The sequence below is a fragment of the Pseudomonas sp. Nvir genome (genome assembly GCF_963778085.1).
GTDB lineage: Bacteria > Pseudomonadota > Gammaproteobacteria > Pseudomonadales > Pseudomonadaceae > Aquipseudomonas > Aquipseudomonas juntendi.
The window spans coordinates 5,686,868-5,704,610 of the sequence record NZ_OY970405.1; the positions used below are offsets into that span (position 1 = coordinate 5,686,868).

At 64.0% G+C, this 17,743-nt stretch carries 14 protein-coding genes; 7 read left to right on the forward strand and 7 right to left on the reverse strand.

Features of this window, described 5'->3' with window-relative positions; translation table 11 throughout:
- Positions 1 to 129 precede the first annotated feature (129 nt).
- Positions 130 to 1,620: a YifB family Mg chelatase-like AAA ATPase gene (locus tag AACG97_RS27130; protein ID WP_144189505.1), complete on the forward strand. Its 1,491-nt coding sequence runs from the start codon at positions 130 to 132 to the stop codon at positions 1,618 to 1,620.
- A gap of 45 nt (positions 1,621 to 1,665) precedes the next feature.
- On the opposite strand, the gene AACG97_RS27135 is transcribed toward AACG97_RS27130, so the two are convergent.
- Together AACG97_RS27135 and AACG97_RS27140 are read right to left on the reverse strand one after the other, a co-directional pair.
- Positions 1,666 to 2,034 carry a response regulator gene (locus AACG97_RS27135; protein ID WP_009681637.1) on the reverse strand — a complete coding sequence of 123 codons (369 nt, stop codon included), beginning with the start codon at positions 2,032 to 2,034 and terminating at the stop codon, positions 1,666 to 1,668.
- Complete coding sequence (locus tag AACG97_RS27140; RefSeq protein WP_125854677.1) at positions 2,031 to 3,023, reverse strand: response regulator; 993 nt, start codon at positions 3,021 to 3,023, stop codon at positions 2,031 to 2,033. The genes AACG97_RS27135 and AACG97_RS27140 overlap by 4 nt, the downstream gene beginning before the upstream one ends.
- Before the next feature lie 241 nt (positions 3,024 to 3,264).
- Between AACG97_RS27140 and AACG97_RS27145 the strand changes: the two genes are divergently transcribed.
- Positions 3,265 to 8,313 carry a trifunctional serine/threonine-protein kinase/ATP-binding protein/sensor histidine kinase gene (locus tag AACG97_RS27145; protein WP_225786193.1) on the forward strand — a complete coding sequence of 1,683 codons (5,049 nt, stop codon included), beginning with the start codon at positions 3,265 to 3,267 and terminating at the stop codon, positions 8,311 to 8,313.
- 92 nt (positions 8,314 to 8,405) lie between these two features.
- Here AACG97_RS27145 and ycaC (AACG97_RS27150) read toward each other — a convergent pair whose 3' ends face one another.
- Complete coding sequence (gene ycaC / locus AACG97_RS27150) at positions 8,406 to 9,032, reverse strand: isochorismate family cysteine hydrolase YcaC (RefSeq protein ID WP_009681634.1); 627 nt, start codon at positions 9,030 to 9,032, stop codon at positions 8,406 to 8,408.
- Positions 9,033 to 9,105: 73 nt separating this feature from the next.
- Positions 9,106 to 9,468: a helix-turn-helix domain-containing protein gene (locus AACG97_RS27155; RefSeq protein WP_029887800.1), complete on the reverse strand. Its 363-nt coding sequence runs from the start codon at positions 9,466 to 9,468 to the stop codon at positions 9,106 to 9,108.
- A gap of 180 nt (positions 9,469 to 9,648) precedes the next feature.
- Between AACG97_RS27155 and AACG97_RS27160 the strand changes: the two genes are divergently transcribed.
- Both AACG97_RS27160 and AACG97_RS27165 read left to right on the forward strand, forming a co-directional pair.
- Complete coding sequence (locus AACG97_RS27160) at positions 9,649 to 10,623, forward strand: GlxA family transcriptional regulator (RefSeq protein ID WP_197886273.1); 975 nt, start codon at positions 9,649 to 9,651, stop codon at positions 10,621 to 10,623.
- 185 nt (positions 10,624 to 10,808) lie between these two features.
- The gene (locus AACG97_RS27165) at positions 10,809 to 12,596 is read left to right on the forward strand and encodes a monovalent cation:proton antiporter-2 (CPA2) family protein (protein WP_225786192.1); all 1,788 of its coding nucleotides are present in this window, start codon (positions 10,809 to 10,811) and stop codon (positions 12,594 to 12,596) included.
- A 4-nt stretch (positions 12,597 to 12,600) separates the two neighbouring features.
- Here the strand turns inward: AACG97_RS27165 and AACG97_RS27170 are convergent, their stop codons facing one another.
- Positions 12,601 to 12,885 carry a HigA family addiction module antitoxin gene (locus AACG97_RS27170; protein WP_009681630.1) on the reverse strand — a complete coding sequence of 95 codons (285 nt, stop codon included), beginning with the start codon at positions 12,883 to 12,885 and terminating at the stop codon, positions 12,601 to 12,603.
- Positions 12,886 to 12,898: 13 nt separating this feature from the next.
- On the reverse strand, positions 12,899 to 13,177 hold the full coding sequence (locus AACG97_RS27175; protein WP_009681629.1) for a type II toxin-antitoxin system RelE/ParE family toxin: 279 nt from the start codon (positions 13,175 to 13,177) through the stop codon (positions 12,899 to 12,901).
- Positions 13,178 to 14,028: 851 nt separating this feature from the next.
- Between AACG97_RS27175 and AACG97_RS27185 the strand changes: the two genes are divergently transcribed.
- Positions 14,029 to 14,385, forward strand: a complete 357-nt coding sequence (locus AACG97_RS27185; RefSeq protein ID WP_009681628.1) for a PBECR2 nuclease fold domain-containing protein — start codon at positions 14,029 to 14,031, stop codon at positions 14,383 to 14,385.
- 196 nt (positions 14,386 to 14,581) lie between these two features.
- Here the strand turns inward: AACG97_RS27185 and ycaC (AACG97_RS27190) are convergent, their stop codons facing one another.
- Positions 14,582 to 15,211, reverse strand: a complete 630-nt coding sequence (ycaC, locus tag AACG97_RS27190) for an isochorismate family cysteine hydrolase YcaC (protein WP_197886271.1) — start codon at positions 15,209 to 15,211, stop codon at positions 14,582 to 14,584.
- A 178-nt stretch (positions 15,212 to 15,389) separates the two neighbouring features.
- Here ycaC (AACG97_RS27190) and AACG97_RS27195 point away from each other — a divergent pair, with 178 nt between their 5' ends.
- Positions 15,390 to 16,301 carry a LysR substrate-binding domain-containing protein gene (locus AACG97_RS27195; protein WP_197886270.1) on the forward strand — a complete coding sequence of 304 codons (912 nt, stop codon included), beginning with the start codon at positions 15,390 to 15,392 and terminating at the stop codon, positions 16,299 to 16,301.
- Between the two features lie 125 nt (positions 16,302 to 16,426).
- Complete coding sequence (locus tag AACG97_RS27200; protein ID WP_197886269.1) at positions 16,427 to 17,689, forward strand: OprD family porin; 1,263 nt, start codon at positions 16,427 to 16,429, stop codon at positions 17,687 to 17,689.
- Positions 17,690 to 17,743: the final 54 nt, after the last annotated feature.

Consider the following 17,743-nt stretch of genomic DNA (forward strand, 5'->3'; position numbering starts at 1 on the left):
TGTAAAAATCCGCGATAAATCCCTGCCCGGAAAAACCACGATGCACACTTCTTGCGCCGGCAGTAGGAGCGCTGGCTATCCTGTGCGCTACCGCAGGAAGCGGCCTTCACCCGCGACAACGGAGCGTCCATGTCCCTAGCCCTCGTCCATAGCCGCGCCCAGGTGGGCGTACAGGCACCGGCGGTCAGCGTCGAAACGCACCTGACCAATGGCTTGCCGCACCTCACCCTGGTCGGCCTACCGGAAACCACCGTCAAGGAAAGCAAAGACCGGGTACGCAGCGCCATCGTCAATTCCGGGTTGAACTACCCACAACGGCGCATCACCCAGAACCTGGCCCCCGCCGACCTGCCCAAGGATGGCGGGCGCTACGACCTGGCCATTGCCTTGGGCATCCTCGCCGCCGACGGCCAACTGCCAACCGCGGCCCTTGCCGAGCTTGAATGCCTGGGCGAACTGGCACTGTCTGGCACGTTGCGCCCGGTGCAGGGGGTATTGCCGGCGGCACTGGCGGCCCGCGAAGCAGGCCGGGCGCTGGTGGTGCCACGGGAAAACGCCGAGGAGGCCAGCCTGGCCAGCGGCCTGGCGGTGTATGCCGTGGGGCACTTGCTGGAGCTGGTTGCCCACCTCAACGGCCAGGTGCCCCTGGCGCCCTATGCGGCCAACGGTTTGATCCTGCAGCAACGGCCGTACCCGGACCTGAGCGAGGTGCAAGGGCAACTGGCAGCCAAGCGCGCCTTGCTGCTGGCAGCCGCCGGGGCGCACAACCTGTTGTTCACCGGCCCGCCCGGCACCGGCAAGACCTTGCTCGCCAGCCGGCTGCCCGGGCTGCTGCCGCCGCTGGACGAGCACGAGGCGCTGGAAGTGGCGGCGATCCAGTCGGTCAGCGGCCATGCACCGCTGAGCAGCTGGCCGCAGCGCCCCTTTCGCCACCCGCACCACTCCGCCTCTGGCCCGGCACTGGTGGGGGGCAGCAGCCGGCCGCAACCTGGCGAAATCACCCTCGCCCACCACGGTGTGCTGTTCCTTGACGAGCTACCGGAATTCGAGCGCCGCGTGCTGGAGGTGTTACGCGAGCCATTGGAGTCCGGTGAAATCGTGATTGCCCGGGCCCGCGACAAGGTACGCTTTCCCGCGCGCTTTCAGCTGGTGGCGGCCATGAACCCCTGCCCGTGCGGCTACCTCGGCGACCCAACCGGCCGTTGCCGCTGCAGCACCGAGCAGATCGCCCGCTACCGCAACAAACTGTCCGGGCCACTGCTGGACCGCATCGACCTGCACCTGACCGTGGCCCGCGAAAGCACCACGCTGAACAACCAGCCTAGCGGTGAAACCAGTGCCGCTGTGGCTGTGAAAGTGGCACAGGCCCGAGCGCTGCAACACGGGCGTCAGGCCTGCGCGAATGCCTTCCTCGATCTCGAAGGTTTACGCCGGCATTGTGCCTTGAAAGCCGCCGACCAGGTCTGGCTTGAAAATGCCTGCGAGCGGCTGACGTTATCGCTGCGTGCGGCACACCGGTTGTTGAAGGTAGCGCGAACGCTGGCGGACCTGGAGGGGTGCGAGACCATTGGCCGGGCGCATCTGGCCGAGGCCCTGCAGTATCGGCCGGGGAGCAGTTAGGTTGCGCAGTGGCCTTGCAGGCAAGGGCCTGCACCACCCCTTGGTTTACTGGCGGCCAGCCAATGCCCGTTCAACCACCGCCAGCAATACCTCTTCAGAAAACGGCTTGCCCAGGCACTCCAGCGCCCCCAGCCGCGTCGCCGCGTGCATGGCGGCATCATCCCAATGCGCCGACATGCAGATCACCACTATCGGCCATTGCCGAAGCGCCAGCTCACGCTGCACGTGCAGCCCGCTCATGCCGGGCATCTTCAGATCGAGCAGCACGCAACCGGCCTGCCCTGCCCGTTCAGACGCCAGGAACGGGGCACCGCCGGCGAAGGTCAGGGTCTCGAACCCGGCTGAACGCAGCAGGTTGGCCAGGCTCTTGCGCACCGAAGCATCGTCATCGACGATGCATACCCATCTGCTCATGCGCCGCCCATGCCCTCCTGCTGTGTGCCGAGCACGTTGTGCATGGCCACTAACTCCACCAATGAGCGCGACTGCATCTTGTTCATGATGCTCTTCTTGTGCACCTTGGTGGTCACCTCACTGGTGCCGATCTGCCTGGCGATCTGCTTGTGCGACAGGCCGTCGACCACCAGCGAGAACACCTGGCGCTCACGCGGGGTCAGGCGCTGGTACTTTTCCGCCACGAGCCGGGCATGGCGCCACTTGCGCCCTTCGGCCACGGCACGCACCCGCAGCGTACCCAGCAGGGCCAGCAACTGCTCCTCGTCAAAAGGCTTGGTGAGGAACTCCACGGCACCTGCGCGCATCGCCTGCACGGTCATCGCAATGGTGCCAAAGCCGGTCATGAACACGATCGGCCAGGGCAGCGCCAGCTGGCGCAGCGTTTCCTGCACTTGCAAGCCGGTGATATCGGGCAGGTGCATGTCGAGCAACAGGCAGGCGTAAGGGGTTTCCAGCCGGGCTTCAAACAGCGCCTCGGCACTGGCGAACAGATGATGGGGTATGCCCTGCGAGCGCAGCAGCCGGCCGAGCGCCGTGCGTACCGATGGGTCGTCATCAACCACCAGCACTGGCACATCCGCACTTTCGCCGGATGGCTCCAGGGTGTCGGCGCCTGCGCACAACGGCAAAGCCCCCAATGCCCGGCCTGGGGCCGCGAAGCTGATCTCGGCCGCCAACCGGTAGCCACGCCGAGGTACGGTCTGAATCAGCCCACGGTCGCCAAATGCCTTGCGCAGCAACGACACCTGGACCTGCAGGTTGTTGTCCTCGACCACGGTGCCGGCCCACACCTGGCTGAACAATTCTTCCTTGTCGACCACCCGGCCCTTGGCCCTGATCAGTGTGGCCAGCACCTCGAACGCGCGCCCGCCCAGCAGCATGGGCTTACCGTCGAGCAACACTTCGCGGCGCTCCAGGGACACCAGGGCATTGCCTATTCGGATCATGGCTTCCTCGCACGGGCACGGGCATTCGCGCAGCCACGAACAGCGTAGGCCAGCGGATGCGGTGGAACAATTATCCCGAGGGATAGGGTGTTCAAGGCACTATACAAGCGCCCGGAAAAGGCCAGGGGACGATAACGGACAACAGCGTGCCCGTTCCTGCCAAGCGGGCTGCAACCCGCATTCCCCATGGCCTGGCTGCGTATACTCACGTCTCGGGATGTCGCCAGCAGGGGGGTGTTTCATGCGCGATGAACGCCTTGCTCACAGGCCCATCGATTACGACCAGACAGTCGACGAAAGCTGGCTCAACAACTGCGACATCACAGCGTTGGGCCAGGATGGCGAGCTCAGTTGCTTCCGCCTGTGCGACCCCACCAGCGGGCAAGCCTGGCTCGCCATGCGAGCACCGCTCGAAGCGCCCGCCGCCTGTCAGCGCCTGGAGCGCGACTACCGGCTGAAACTGGACCCACAGTGGGCAGTGGTGCCGTGCGCGTTCGTGCGTTCCCCCGAAGGCCCACTGCTGGTGTACCCGGCCGGTCACTCCATCGCCGACCTGCTCAGCGAAGGCCGGCTGGCGCTGGAGCCGTTCCTGGAGATTGCGCTGAACGCCGCCACTGCCTTGGCCCAGGCCCACCAAAGCCATGTACTGCACGGCGCCCTGCAGCCAGCCCATGTGCATGTGCAGGACAACTTGCAGGTGCGGCTGGGCGGGTTCCGTGCAACACCTGCGCATCCGCTCGGCGAGCAAGGCATGCCGCTCGGCAACTGGACCTACCTGGCGCCCGAGCAAGTCTGCCCGCACGGCAGCAACAACGACCTGCGCAGTGACATCTATGCCCTGGGGGCGATCCTGTACCAGCTACTGCTCGGTGAATTGCCACTGACCGGGCGCGATACCCAGCACTGGCGTCAGCTGCATGCGGGGGTACAACCCAAGACCGCCTGCGAAGTCGACAACCGCGTGCCGCAGCCGCTGAGCAGCGTGCTGGCCAAGGCCCTGGCCAAGGAACCGGACGCACGCTACCAGAGCGCACACGCCCTGGCCGTGGACCTGGGCTACTGCCACCGGCAATGGGCTGCCAGCAAACACATGGCGGCCTTCGAACCAGGTTGCGCCGACCCGGTCGCCGCCCATGGCAGCCGCCTGTATGGCCGCGATGCCGAACAGCAGGCCATTGCGCTGCTGCTCAAGGGGTTGCGCCGCGACAGCACGCCGCAAGTGCTGCATATTCAAGGCGCCGCAGGCATGGGCAAGTCGAGCCTGGTGGCCGCTGCACTCAAGGCCAATGCTCAAGGGTACTGGGCGGTCGGCAAGTGCAACAGCGTGTCGCAGGCTGCGCCCTACGCGCCTTGGGTGGAAATCCTCGGCGCCCTGACCACCCAGTTGCTGGCCAAGGACAGCCACGAACTCGACGCCCTGCGCCACGACATCCTGCGCCGCATCCAAGGCCACGGCCGGCTGCTGGGCAAGCTGGCGCCAGACCTGCAGCTAGTGCTTGGCGCGTTGCCGCCACTGCCAGGCAAACTTACCCCCATGGCGCTGCAGAAGGAGCTGCGGGCCGTGGTCGAATTCCTTGCAGTATTCAGCCGCCCCGGCCTGCCACTGGTGCTGTTCATCGACGACATCCAGTGGGTCGATGAGGCCTCGCGCCAGCTCCTGGCGCAACTGCTGGCAAACGCGCCCGGCAACCTGCTGCTGATCTTTGCCCAACGCAGCGACACCGGCACTACCCAAGGCCCGGCCAGCGTCCCCCACACACTGCGCAGCACCACCCTGAACCTGCGCCCGCTGGCCGTTGGCGCGGTGGCCGAGTTGATCGCCGAGCGCTACCACGTGGATGCCGAAGCCGCCTTGGCACTGGCTGCACAGGTACATGAGAAGACCGCAGGCAACCCGTTCTTCATCCACCAGATCCTGCGCGCCATGGTCGAAGACCAGTTGTTCTTCTTCGATACCCAGGCCATGCGTTGGTCGTGGTGCCCACAGGCCGTGGCCCGTCACCGTTACGCCGACAATGTCGCCGAGCTGATGATCCACCGCCTGGCGCGCCTGCCCGCGCCACAGCGCGACGTACTGCGCATCGCCAGCGCCGCAGGCAGCCGCTGCGACAATGGCGTATTGCAGCGGGTGCTGGGGCGGGCGCCAGGCACTGCGGTGCAGGCCCTGATTGCCGCGGGCTTCCTGCTGTCGAGCCAGAGCGGCCTGGGCTTCGTGCATGACCGCGTGCAGGAAGCGGCGTATCAACTCACGCCAGGGCACGAGCGCGAAGCGCTGCATGCGCGCATTGCCGTGGCCATGCTCGGGGCTTGGCCAGACCGCTTGCAGGCGCTGCTGTTCGAGATTGCCCATCAGCTGCAACGCGCCAGCCCGTGCGGGTTTGCCGCAAATGACTGCGCAACCTTCCTGCAGCTTACGTACGAAGCGGCACAGCGGGCGCGTGACAGCCGCGCCTATGAGCAGGCCGCCGGCTACCTGCACACGGCACAACAGCTGCTCGAAGCCTGCAGTACGCTGGAAAGCCGCGCCACGCTTGGCTTTGCCATTGCCAGCATGGCAACGGAGTGCGACTTGCAACTGTCGCGCACGGTCGCCGCCCAGGCCCGCCTGGCTGAATGCCGCCAGCGTGCCGGCTCGACGCTGGAGCGGGCCAGGGTGTGCCAGTTGCAGGCACGCCTGGAGACCTTGCAGGGTAACTGCCAGGCTGCCATCGCCAGCGCGCTTGGCGGCCTGCGGATGCTGGGTATCGAACTCGCGCCGGGCCTTGACCCACACCAGGTGCAAGCCAGCCATGCCCGTGTGCAAAGCCTGATCGAGCAGAAAGGCCTCCACTGCCTGGAGTCGCTGCCACGCACCGACTCGCAAGAGGTCGCACTGGCAGTAGGTTTGCTGGCGACCCTGTCGTCATCCTTCCTGGTGCAGGACGACCTGTGTTTCCTGCACCTGGCCAAGCTCACGGAGCTGGCGTTGCTGCATGGCGTAGCGCCAGGGAGCACCTACGGCCTGGCCTGGTACGGGGTGATGTGCGCCGAGCGTTTTGGTGCCTATCACGATGGCCATAGCTGCTGCCTGGCGGCGCTCAAGCTGATCGAGCGCCACGGCCTGGAGGCCGACCTGAGCAGCGCGCTGCTCGCTCTGGACCAGCTCAGTGCCTGGACGTCACCCATGGAGCTGGCCCGCCGCACCGCCCTGGAGGCCGTCGATTCGGCGCACCTGAGCGGCGACCTGGCCATGAGCTGCCATGCCTGCAACCACTTGGTTTCCGACTCGCTGATCATGGGCCGCTACCTGCCGGAAGTGGCCGAGGAAGTCGCCCAGGGCCTGGCCACCGCGCGCCGGCATGGCTACCTGGAGGTGGCGCAGACCCTGCTGGCCCAGCAAGCGTTCGTCGCCGCCCTCAGCGGCACCCCCGGCACGACCGCAACCGCACCCTCGAACTCGCCCATTACACGGTTCTTCGAGTACCTGTTCGCCGGCATGAGCGCCTTCTACCTGGGCAACCATACGCAGGCCATGGCCAACCTGGCGCGGGCCGGCGACTACGCCTGGGCCGCGCCGGCCCACATCAACCTGGCCGACTATCACCTGTTCCGTGGCTTGCTCCTGGGCAGCCCGGAGGCCCCCGGCCGCCTTGCCGACAAGCTGCACGCACTACAGGCATTGCGTGAGCGCTTCGCTCACTGGGCAGGCTTCAACCCGGCCACGTTCCGCAACAAATTGCTGCTGATCGAAGGGGTGATCGCCAAGCTGGAGGGCGACGGGTTGGCCGCCATTCGTTGCTTCGACCAGGCCCAGATCGCCGCCACCGCTGCCGGCTTCATCCACGAACAGGCGCTGGCCCATGAGCAACTGGCGGAAGTGTGCATCCCCAGCGGCCTGATTTCCGGTGCCAACCTGCACCTGCGCGTCGCTCGCGATTGTTTCCATATCTGGGGCGCAACCGGCAAGGTGCAGCAACTCGAGACCCTGCATCCGTTCCTGCGCACCCAGCCGATCCAGGAAACCCAGCGTGCCACGCAGCAGGCCAGGCTGGACCTTGAGGCCGGTATCGAAGCGGCGCGAGCGCTGTCCGAGGAGGTGCTGCTGGAAGGCCTGATCGAAACCCTGATGGGCCACCTGACCGAGCACTCCGGCGCCGACCACGGTGCGCTGCTGATCGTCAGCGGTGCCGAATTCCAGATGGCCGCCCTCGCCTATATCGACGATGCCGGGCTGCACGTGAACATGGACAATTGCCAGAAATTCATGACCCAGGCGCCGTTGTCGGTCATCAACACCACCATGCGTACGCGCAAGCCGCTGGTGCTGAGTGATGCGCAAAGCGATTGCCCCGAAGCCTTTCGCCAGGACCTGCAGGCACGTGGCGCCCGCTCGGTACTGTGCCTGCCCCTGGTGATCCAGGGGGTGCTGATCGGCCTGGTGTACCTGGAAAACCGCCTGGTACCCGGCCTGTTCGGCAGCCAGCGCCTGGCCATGCTGGAGATCCTGGCGGCGCAGGCCGCGGTGTCACTGCAAACGGCCAAGTTCTACACGCGCCTGGCCGAAGACAACCAGAGCCGGGCGCAGATAGAGGCGGAACGGCGTCATTCTCGCGCAGAGCTTGCGCGCACTGCCCACCTGCAAGTCATGAACGAACTGTCGGCCTCGATTGCCCACGAAATAAGCCAGCCGTTGCTGGGTATCGCTGCCAATGCCGCCGCCAGCCTGCGCTGGCTGAAGCGTGCAAAGCCCGACCTGGAAGAAGCGATGGCCGGGCTGGAGGACATCCGCAACGACAGCGAGCGTGCTGCCAACATCCTGCGGGCGTTGCGCTCGCTGGCCAAGCAGGCACCGCTGCAGCGCCAGGCGGTGAAGCTGGACGCGGTGATCCGCGAGGTGGTGCGCCTGACCTCGACCGATGCCGCCAAGGGCGCAGTGCAGGTGCAAACGCACTTGCACGCGGGGGTCAGCGTGGTGGCCGACCCGGTGCAGTTGCAACAGCTGATGTTCAACCTGATCACCAATGGCCTGGAGGCGCTGGCGGGGTACCGTGCCGATGGCGTGCTGCGCATTGCCTCGGCGGTAGTTGCGGGGCAGGTAGAGATCTGTGTGGACGACAACGGGCCGGGCATTGCGGTTGAAGAACGCGAGCGCGTGTTCGATGCGTTCTACACCACCAAGGGCAGCGGCATGGGCATGGGGCTGGCGATCTGCAATTCGGTGGTGCAGGCCCACGGCGGCCAGTTGCAGGCGCTGGTGTCGGAGCTGGGCGGCTGCCGGATTCGCTTCACCCTGCCGGTCAGTGACCACTAGCCAGTGCCGGCCTGTTCGCGGCGCACCCCGCACCTGCGCATACTACGCTTCAGGAACGGGTGTACCCGCTGCAAGGCCGGTTCAGGGCTGAATCAGCGCGACGTCAGCGCCGCATAGCTGTTCATCAGGTTGCGATAGTTGGGTATGCGCTGCGACAGCAGGTTGCCCAGCCCTTCGATGTCGTTGCGCCAGTCGCGGTGCAGCTCACAGGCCACCGAGAACCAGTTCATCATCTGCGCGCCCGCCTGGGTCATGCGCACCCACGCTGCCTGCTGCACGGTTGGGTTGAAGGTGCCCGAGGCATCGGTGACCACGAACACCTCGAAACCTTCCGCCAGCGCCGACAGGGTCGGGAAGGCCACGCACACGTCGGTGACCACGCCGGCAATGATTAGTTGCTTGCGCCCGGTCGCCTTGATCGCCTTGACGAAATCCTCGTTGTCCCAGGCATTGATCTGGCCTGGGCGGGCAATGTAGGGCGCGTCCGGGAACATGGCCTTGAGCTCCGGCACCAGCGGGCCGTTCGGGCCTTGCTCGAAACTGGTGGTGAGGATGGTGGGCAGGCCGAAGAACTTGGCCAGGTCACCCAGGGCCAGCACGTTGTTCTTGAACTCGTTGGGGGCGAAGTCCTGCACCAGCGAGATCAGGCCGGTCTGGTGGTCCACCAGCAGTACCACGGCGTCGTCTTTGTTCAGGCGCTTGTAATCGGGTTGGCTCATGGGGGGTGACTCCTCGGTTGGAAAAGCGGCGCGGTACTACCCGCAGGGGGCTATACCCGTGAATAGCTCCGGCTTAAGAATAGGCCTGGGCCTGGCGCCACGCATTCGGCGGCTGGCCGACCAGGCGGCTGAAGGCACGGGTGAAGTGGGCTTGGTCACAGAACCCGCATTCCAGGCTCACGTGGGTAATGGGCGCCTCGGTGGCAAGCAGGCGCTTGGCCTTTTCCATGCGTGCCAGCAGGCGCCAGGCCTGGGGCGAAAGCCCGGTATTGACCTTGAAAGCTCGGGAGAAATGGCTGCGTGTGAGGTTGCACAGGCCGGCGATCTCGATGATCGACAGCGAGCTGCGCAGCATCAGTTCCTTGGCCAGGCGCAACCGCGCAGGCGTCAGGGCCCCAGGGGGTTGCAGCGGCATTTGAGGCGTCCCGTCGTGCATGGCGACTCTCCTGTTCAGTAGGGAAAGTCTCACCCCCGGCACATGACAAAGTCCTGAGCCAAAGCTGAATTGTTCTTAATTGTGCGGTGCTGGCCCTGGCGGGTTTGCCGCTACCATAAGATGGGTTTCATATTCAGTTACAGGCCGTCAGCCGCACCCAGGATTCAAGGTAGAAAAGCAATGCAGGAAAAAACCGCCCACCGCACCGTAGCCATGGTGCTGTTCAACGATGTGCTGTTGCTGGACGTGACAGGGCCTATGGATGCATTCGCCATCGCCAACCGTTTCCTGCCGGCCGAGCGGCGCTACCAGTTGCTCACCCTGGCCGAGGGGCAGGCGGCGGTGCGTGGCTCGTGCGGGCTGAAGGTGGTGGCCGACCTACGCCTGGAAGACCTGCCTGCCGCCGTGGATCTGCTGCTGGTGCCCGGTGGCCCTGGCGCGTACGACATCGCGCTGCCAGTGCTCGAGCGCTGGCTACCCCAGGCCGTGCGCAGTGCCAAGCGGTTCGGGGCGATTTGTACCGGGGTATTTTTGCTGGGCCGGGCCGGGCTGCTGGACGGCTACCGTTGCACCACCCACTGGAACTACGTGGAGCGCCTGGCGCAGGCGTTTCCCGCGGCCAAGGTGGAAACCGAGCAGATCTATGTCATCGATCGCTGCCTGATCACGTCTGGCGGCATCACGGCGGGCATTGACCTGGCACTGGCAGTTATCGCCGAAGACCACGGCAAGGCACTGGCCCTGGAAGTGGCCAAGGTGCTGCTGGTGGCGCGCCACCGGCAAGGAGGGCAAACGCCGTATGGGCCGCTGCTGGCGGCAGTGCCACGCGACGACTCGCCAGTGGCGAGGGTGCAGGCATACATCGTCGATCATATCGAGCAGGCCTTCACCGTGCAGAAAATGGCCGACCTGGTGGCCATGAGCGGGCGCAACTTTGCCCGCACGTTTCAGCGCGAGGTGGGGATTACGCCACTGCAATACCTGCAGAATGCGCGCATCGACCGCGCCCGCCAGTTGCTCGAATGCGGCGACCTGCCATTGAAGGTGGTGGCGGCGCAGTGTGGGTTTGGCAGTGACCGGCACATGCGCAAGGTGTTCTGCGAACGGATTGGCATGACGCCGGCGCAGTATCGGGCACAGTTTGGTGGGGCCTGAGTCAGTGTGTTTCCTGTGCGGGCCGCTTCGCGGGGAAACCCGCGCCCACAGGGGCTGCACCGGTTGTCTCATCTTTCAGGACAATCTTTCTCCCCGATGGCAGATTGTCTAACGCCACCCCGGCCCTCAGAATTGTCCGCCAACCTGTTCGAACGCTGCCCCGGCAGCTCATGGAGTACGAGCCCATGCCACATGAAGGCAGCCTTCTACAAACCGCGGTAATCTTTCTGCTCGCCGCTGTCCTTGCCGTGCCCTTGGCCAAGCGCCTGCAACTGGGTGCCGTGCTTGGCTACCTGCTGGCCGGTGTGGTCATTGGCCCGCAGGCATTGGGTTTGATCCGCGATACCGAAAGCGTGGCGCACATTTCCGAGCTGGGCGTGGTGCTGCTGTTGTTCATCATCGGCCTGGAATTGTCCCCCAAACGCCTGTGGCTGATGCGCAAGGCAGTGTTCGGCGTCGGTACCGCCCAAGTGGTGCTGACCGGCGTGCTGATCGGCGCCATTGCCCTGTTCGGTTTCGGTCAGGCGCTACCTGCGGCCATCGTGCTCGGCCTTGGCTTGGCGCTGTCATCCACCGCCCTCGGCCTGCAAAGCCTGGCCGAAAGCAAGCAACTCAATGCCCCGCACGGCCGCCTGGCCTTCGCCATCCTGCTGTTCCAGGACATCGCCGCCATACCGCTGATCGCCCTGGTGCCGCTGCTGGCCGCCAGCGGGCCGGACACCAGCCACGGCGACAGCCTGCAACACGGCTTGCAGATCTTCGCCAGCATCGCCGTGGTGATCGTCGGCGGCCGCTACCTGCTGCGCCCGGTGTTCCGCACGGTGGCCCGCACCGGCCTGCCAGAGGTGTCTACCGCCACTGCGCTGCTGGTGGTGATCGGTACCGCCTGGTTGATGGAGGAAGCCGGCATTTCCATGGCGCTGGGTGCCTTCCTCGCCGGCTTGTTGCTGGCGGACTCGGAGTACCGCCACGAGCTGGAATCTCAGATCGAGCCTTTCAAGGGCCTGCTGCTGGGGTTGTTCTTCATCAGTGTCGGCATGGGTGCCAACCTGCGGCTGCTGCTGGAAATGCCGCTGGTGGTGCTGGGCCTGACCCTGCTGCTGGTGGCAGTGAAGCTGGTGCTGCTGGTTGGCGTTGGCCGCCTGGCCGGTGGCCTGAGCGGCGCCAGCGCGCTACGCCTGGGCATGGTGCTGGCGGCCGGCGGCGAGTTCGCGTTCGTGGTGTTCAAGCTGGGCAAGGACCAGGGCCTGTTCGACACCCAGACCTACGACCTGCTGCTGATGACCATCACCCTGTCGATGGCCATTACCCCGCTGCTGATGATTGCCTGCGCCCGCGCCCTCAAGCGGCCGCAACCTGCGCGTGAAGTGCCTGAGCAATACAAGCAGATACAGACGGATACGCCTCGGGCGGTAATCGTCGGCATGGGGCGTATGGGGCAGATCGTTGCACGCATCCTGCGCGCGCAGAAGATCCCGTTCATTGCCCTGGAAACCTCGGTCGATGCCATCGAGATGACCCGAATGTTCGAGCAGGTGCCGGTGTTCTACGGCGACCCGCTGCGCCCGGAAGTGCTGCATGCCGCCAAGGTGGGTGAAGCGGAGTACTTCATCATCACCATCGATGACCCTGAAGCTGCCATTCACACAGCCGAGCGGGTGAAGCGCCTGTACCCGCACCTGAAAGTGCTGGCCCGTGCGCGCAACCGCCAGCATGTGCACAAGTTGGCGGAGGTCGGTGCCGAGCCAATCCGCGAGACGTTCTATTCCAGCCTGGAGATGACCCGCCGCGCGCTGGTGGGGCTGGGTTTGAGCGATGAGCAGGCGGCGGACCGGATTGCACGGTTCACCCAGCATGACGAAGAAGTGCTGGTGGCCCAGGGGCAGGTCCGCGATGACCGGGCCAAGGTGATGCAAACGGCCAAGGAGGCGCGGGTTGAGTTGGAGCGGTTGTTTGATTCGGATGCGGACTGAACAATCAGGCAAATATCAACCGCTCTATCTTAGGATGCTCACGGTGGGCCGCTTGCCAAAGATCGTAGGCCGCCTGTTCGGCAAGGTACTGCCGGGCAGGACCGAGGCCAGCCAATTCAAGTCGATAAGCAAGATCGGCAGATATTGCGGCACGCCCATTGAGCACCGTGGATAACTGCCCCCGTGAGTAGCCCAGGTGACGAGCTAACTCAGAGACGTTCATTCCAATTGCGGGCAACACATCCTCTCGCAATGACTCCCCGGGATGGGGAGGATCAAACATAGGCATGGCTGAGGCCTCCTTAGTGGTAATCGAGATAGTCAACAAGCTCCACATCGGTACCAATGAAGCGAAACACGAGGCGCCAGTTACCCGAAACATTCACCGCCCAAAAGCTTTCCAGCTTTCCATGCAGGGGATGAAGACGATAACCAGGGCGATTCATATCTGAAGCCGTTTTTGCTACGTCAAGGGAAGCAAGCAAACGCCGCAAGCGATTGACATGATCCGCACGCACCCCAGATGTGTCACGTTGCTGATGGAGCAGCCTCAGGCCCTTGTGCCTGAAACTTCTGATCATTGAAGGGTTAGTGTAAGGTCATGCCTTACACCTTTCAAGCTGGCAGTGGAGCGGAACATAGGGTTACTCCTGAAGGATTTCCGGGTTGCCCAGTTTGCTCTCGACGTTCCTCAATGGCGCCGTCATGCCATCCTTTTTCACTGTCAGAAATTGCCCAAAGCGGAATGGGGCACTCGCCTATCTGGGGGCTCTGAACGCCCTCATCCTGTCTCCTGACGATCACCGGGTCGCTGTCGGTTCAGCGATCGGGTATGGAAACCCGGATGTGATAAAGGGCTGCCGTAATGGCAGTTGTGCGCGTGTAGCCGCGGGGCGCTTACGGCTGTGGCTACAAAGCCCTGGAACACCTGGGCGAAACCGGCAACAGCCTGTTCTGGGGCAACCTGAATGCAGTTGAGATGGCAGGAGGGTTGGTTGAAAGCATTGCTGGAGGGTATCGAGTCGCAGCCCGCAAGTTGAAGGGCATCACAGCCGCCATGAGCAGGCCGAGGTGCCTGGCCTGCTCAGCCTCAATATAGAAAACACCCTACACGGCGCGTCACCCCGCGTCTGATTGTTCGCCGCAACCCTTCTCTCTAGGCTCACTTCGCCGTCACCGCGTCAGCGGCACCTATCGCAGCCAGGTATCTCATTGAGCCCCAACCACCCAACCGCGAAAGTCGCCGAGAGCAAGCGCCAGAAAAATTGGGTTGACGAAAAGCTGCCCGACCTCAAAACGCTTGCGCGAACTACGCGCCCAGGCTATCGAATTACTAACAGCTGCCGAGTCACATGACGCCGCAGTCGAACTTGCTGCGCAACACTTGGGCTTAGGGACAAAAGATGCCAGCCGGGTAGTCATCAGGAGCCCGATGGGTGACATCCTGATTCAGCGTAGCTGCATCCATCACATCGTCGAGAAGCGACAGGATGCCCGGGAGCGCTATGTCAAAGTCGCCCTCGATACCCTGATCGGACCATTTGAAGTGTGGCAGGTGGCATATACCAATGACACAAACAGGCTGGCCTTCATAGGCGTGTATGAAACCAAGCGGCAGATGCTGGTGGTCGTAGTCCTCAACAAAGGCAAAATGCTGTGGAATTTCATGCAATGCGATGCGAAAGCGCTGAACAAACATCGCCACGGCAAGCTGCTGTACAAGCGGTACACATTCCTGTCAGGCAAAGAAAAGGGCCACTGTCACCAGTGGCCCTGTAAGCATGCTTGATATTCATATACACACCCTCAAGCCGGGGTGTGGAGGTCTCACCCGACGCTGATGATTCAGCCATCGGCGGGGTTCCTACGCCAACTGTTGCCGCTGAATGGCAGCTGGTTTCGCGCTCAACTGAAACGCTAACAAACACTTCTATATCAAGTCAACGATGGCGCTCAGTGGAGCCCTTCCACCAAGTTACTGGCTGTTACTTACCCGCAGTCAACGCGTTATAGCTGGTCATCAGGTTCCGATAATCCGGAATGTGGTTGGAGCACAGCGCCGCCAGCCCTTCCACATCATTGCGCCAGTCACGGTGCAGCTCACAGGCCACGCCAAACCAGGTCATCATCTGCGCACCGGCCTGGCTCATGCGGTCATGCGCCGCATCGCGGGTCATTTCGTTGAAGGTGCCGGAAGCATCAGTCACCACGAACACGTCAAACCCCTCTTCCAGCGCCGACAGCGCCGGGAACGCCACGCACACCTCGGTCACTACACCCGCAATGATCAGCTGCTTCTTGCCAGTCGCCTTCACCGCCTTGACGAAGTCTTCGTTGTCCCAGGCGTTGATCTGGCCGGGGCGAGCGATGTACGGCGCGTCCAGGAACAGCTCCTTCAGCTCCGGTACCAGCGGGCCGTTGGGGCCTTGCTCGAAGCTGGTGGTGAGGATGGTCGGCAGGTTGAAGAACTTCGCCAGGTCGGCCAGCGCCAGCACGTTGTTCTTGAACTTGTCCGGTTCGATGTCACGCACCAGCGACAGCAGGCCAGCCTGGTGGTCTACCAGCAGTACAGCGGCGTCGTCTTTGTTCAGGCGGTTGTAAGTGAATTTGCTCATGGTCTGTGCTCCAAAGGTTTATGAATTTTTCAGCTATTCGGGGTGTTTCGCGTTGATGGGCACAGATTAAAATCATCACCTTTGCGGCGGTAGTCAGCAGAATCTGGCTTTAGCGTTCCGTTTCGTGAACGATGGCTGTGTAGGGGCTGCCGGCAAGCCAAAACCCGGAGACCGATCATTGGAAGACCTCAACTCCCTCTACTACTTCACCCAAGTAGTCGAGCACGGTGGTTTCGCCCCGGCAGGCCGGGCGCTGGACATGCCCAAGTCGAAGCTCAGCCGGCGCATCGCCGACCTGGAGGAGCGCCTGGGCGTGCGCCTGCTGCACCGCACCAGCCGCCATTGCTCGCTCACCGAGATCGGCCAGGCCTACTACAACCGCTGCCTGGCCATGCGCGTGGAGGCCGAGGGTGCGGCGGAGATCATCGAGCGCAACCGCAGCGAACCGCGCGGGCTGGTGCGCATCAGTTGCCCGACCACCCTGCTCAATTCCTGGGTCGGGCCGATGCTGACCCGCTACATGCTCAAGTACCCGCAGGTGGAGCTGTTCATCGAAAGTACCAACCGCCGCGTCGACCTGCTGCACGAGGGCTTCGACATCGCTTTGCGGGTGCGCTTTCCACCGTTGGAAAACACCGACATGGTGATGAAGGTGCTAAGCAACAGCACCCAGTGCCTGGTCGGCCAACCTCAGTACCTGGAGCAGTTGCCCCAAGGTTTCGACCCGCAGTTGCTCAGCACGCTGCCCAGCCTGCACTGGGGCAGCGCCCAGCGCGAGTACCAGTGGGAGCTGTTTCGGGGTGAAGACAGCAGCCGCAGCATCGTCATCCCGCACAAACCACGCATGGTCACCGACGACCTGTTTGCCTTGCGCCATTTCGTGGTGGCCGGGGTCGGTATTGCGCACTTGCCAAGGGTGGCGGTGCGCGAGGACCTGGCGGCGGGGCGGCTGGTGGAGCTGATCCCGGACTGGCACCCGCGCTGTGGCATCGTGCATGCCATATTCCCATCGCGGCGCGGGTTACTGCCTTCGGTGCGGGCGTTGATCGATCACTTGGCCGAAGAGTTTGCGATCAGCGACATGGCTTGAGTCCTGAGCTGGCTTCTTCGCGGGCATGCCCGCTCCCACAGGTACCGCACAGGGCCCAGCACACCCTTACAAGACCCCTGGCCTATCCTTCACCCACACTGCCGGATCATCCGCCGGAGCCCCCCATGATCCGCGCCATTCATAGGCCAGGCCGCGCCCTGCTCGCCACCCTCGCCCTGTGCCCGGCACTCAGCCAGGCCGCTGAACCCGGCTGGGCGCTGCTCAGCCGCAATTACTTTCTGCACAGCGACTTTCGCTCACCTTCCGGCAGTGGTCAGAACTACCGCCAGGAATGGGCCCAGGGCTTTATCGGCGAGGTCCGCTCGGGCTTCACCGAGGGCACGGTCGGGGTCGGTATCGACGCCCATGGCTTTCTCGGCCTCAAGCTCGACGGCGGTCGAGGCCACGCCGGCACCGGCCTGCTGCCACGCGACAGCGATGGCCGCGCCGAATCCGACTTCTCCAGCGCCGGCGCCGCGCTCAAGCTGCGCCTGGGCAACACCCAGCTGCGCTACGGGGAAATGATGGTTGAAACCCCGGTGTTCGACACCGGCGACAAACGCCTGCACCCCGAATACGCCACCGGCTGGTTGGTCGAGAACAATGACCTGCCCGACTGGCGCCTGCAGGCCGGGCGCTTCACCGCCTTCAACAACCAGGACAACAGCTCGACCCACGACGACTTCAGCGGCTACGGCGCCACCACCCACAACCGCGCCATCAGCCTGGCAGGCGCCACGTTCGCACCCGCTGGCCCGTTCGGCGGCGCGCTGTATGCGGGGCAACTTCAGGACACCTGGCGCCAGGCCTACCTCAACCTGAACCTGGCCAAGGGCAACTGGCGCCTGGACGGCAACCTTTACCACACCCGTGACACCGGTAGCGCCAGCGCCGGTGCGATCGACACGCTCGCCTACAGCCTGCTGACCAAGTACCGTTTCGGTGCCCAGGCGCTGAGCCTGGCCTATCAGAAAGTCGAGGGCGACACTCCGTTCGACTTCGTCGGTGGCGACTCCATCTACCTGGCCAATTCGATCAAGTACGCCGACTTCAACGGCCCTGGCGAGCGCTCGTGGCAACTGCGCTACGACCTCGACTTCGCCACCCTGGGCGTGCCCGGCCTGAGCCTGATGGGCCGTTACGTCAGTGGCCGCAACATCGATGGCAGCCATGCCCCGGCAAATGGGGCTTATGTGAACCAGTACGGCAACGGCGGCAAGCACTGGGAGCGCGACATAGACCTGAAATACGTGGTGCAATCCGGTGCCGCCAAGGACCTGAGCCTGTCATTCTCCCACGTCAGCCACCGTGCCAACCAGGCCCAGGGCGGCGATGACATCGACCGCCTCTACCTGATCATCGAATACCCGCTCAAAGGTAGCTTCTAAAGTCGGGCTTTCAGCGCGACCCTTCGCGGGCGTGCCCGCGAAGGGCTGCAAAGC

What these genes read in the sequence shown, in the direction of transcription:
- AACG97_RS27130 (WP_144189505.1), top strand. Translation starts at nt 130, where the DNA reads ATGTCCCTAGCCCTCGTCCATAGCCGCGCCCAGGTGGGCGTACAGGCA.
- AACG97_RS27135 (WP_009681637.1), bottom strand. Translation starts at nt 2,034, where the DNA reads ATGAGCAGATGGGTATGCATCGTCGATGACGATGCTTCGGTGCGCAAG.
- AACG97_RS27140 (WP_125854677.1), bottom strand. Translation starts at nt 3,023, where the DNA reads ATGATCCGAATAGGCAATGCCCTGGTGTCCCTGGAGCGCCGCGAAGTG.
- AACG97_RS27145 (WP_225786193.1), top strand. Translation starts at nt 3,265, where the DNA reads ATGCGCGATGAACGCCTTGCTCACAGGCCCATCGATTACGACCAGACA.
- ycaC (WP_009681634.1), bottom strand. Translation starts at nt 9,032, where the DNA reads ATGAGCCAACCCGATTACAAGCGCCTGAACAAAGACGACGCCGTGGTA.
- AACG97_RS27155 (WP_029887800.1), bottom strand. Translation starts at nt 9,468, where the DNA reads ATGCACGACGGGACGCCTCAAATGCCGCTGCAACCCCCTGGGGCCCTG.
- AACG97_RS27160 (WP_197886273.1), top strand. Translation starts at nt 9,649, where the DNA reads ATGCAGGAAAAAACCGCCCACCGCACCGTAGCCATGGTGCTGTTCAAC.
- AACG97_RS27165 (WP_225786192.1), top strand. Translation starts at nt 10,809, where the DNA reads ATGCCACATGAAGGCAGCCTTCTACAAACCGCGGTAATCTTTCTGCTC.
- AACG97_RS27170 (WP_009681630.1), bottom strand. Translation starts at nt 12,885, where the DNA reads ATGCCTATGTTTGATCCTCCCCATCCCGGGGAGTCATTGCGAGAGGAT.
- AACG97_RS27175 (WP_009681629.1), bottom strand. Translation starts at nt 13,177, where the DNA reads ATGATCAGAAGTTTCAGGCACAAGGGCCTGAGGCTGCTCCATCAGCAA.
- AACG97_RS27185 (WP_009681628.1), top strand. Translation starts at nt 14,029, where the DNA reads ATGGGTGACATCCTGATTCAGCGTAGCTGCATCCATCACATCGTCGAG.
- ycaC (WP_197886271.1), bottom strand. Translation starts at nt 15,211, where the DNA reads ATGAGCAAATTCACTTACAACCGCCTGAACAAAGACGACGCCGCTGTA.
- AACG97_RS27200 (WP_197886269.1), top strand. Translation starts at nt 16,427, where the DNA reads ATGATCCGCGCCATTCATAGGCCAGGCCGCGCCCTGCTCGCCACCCTC.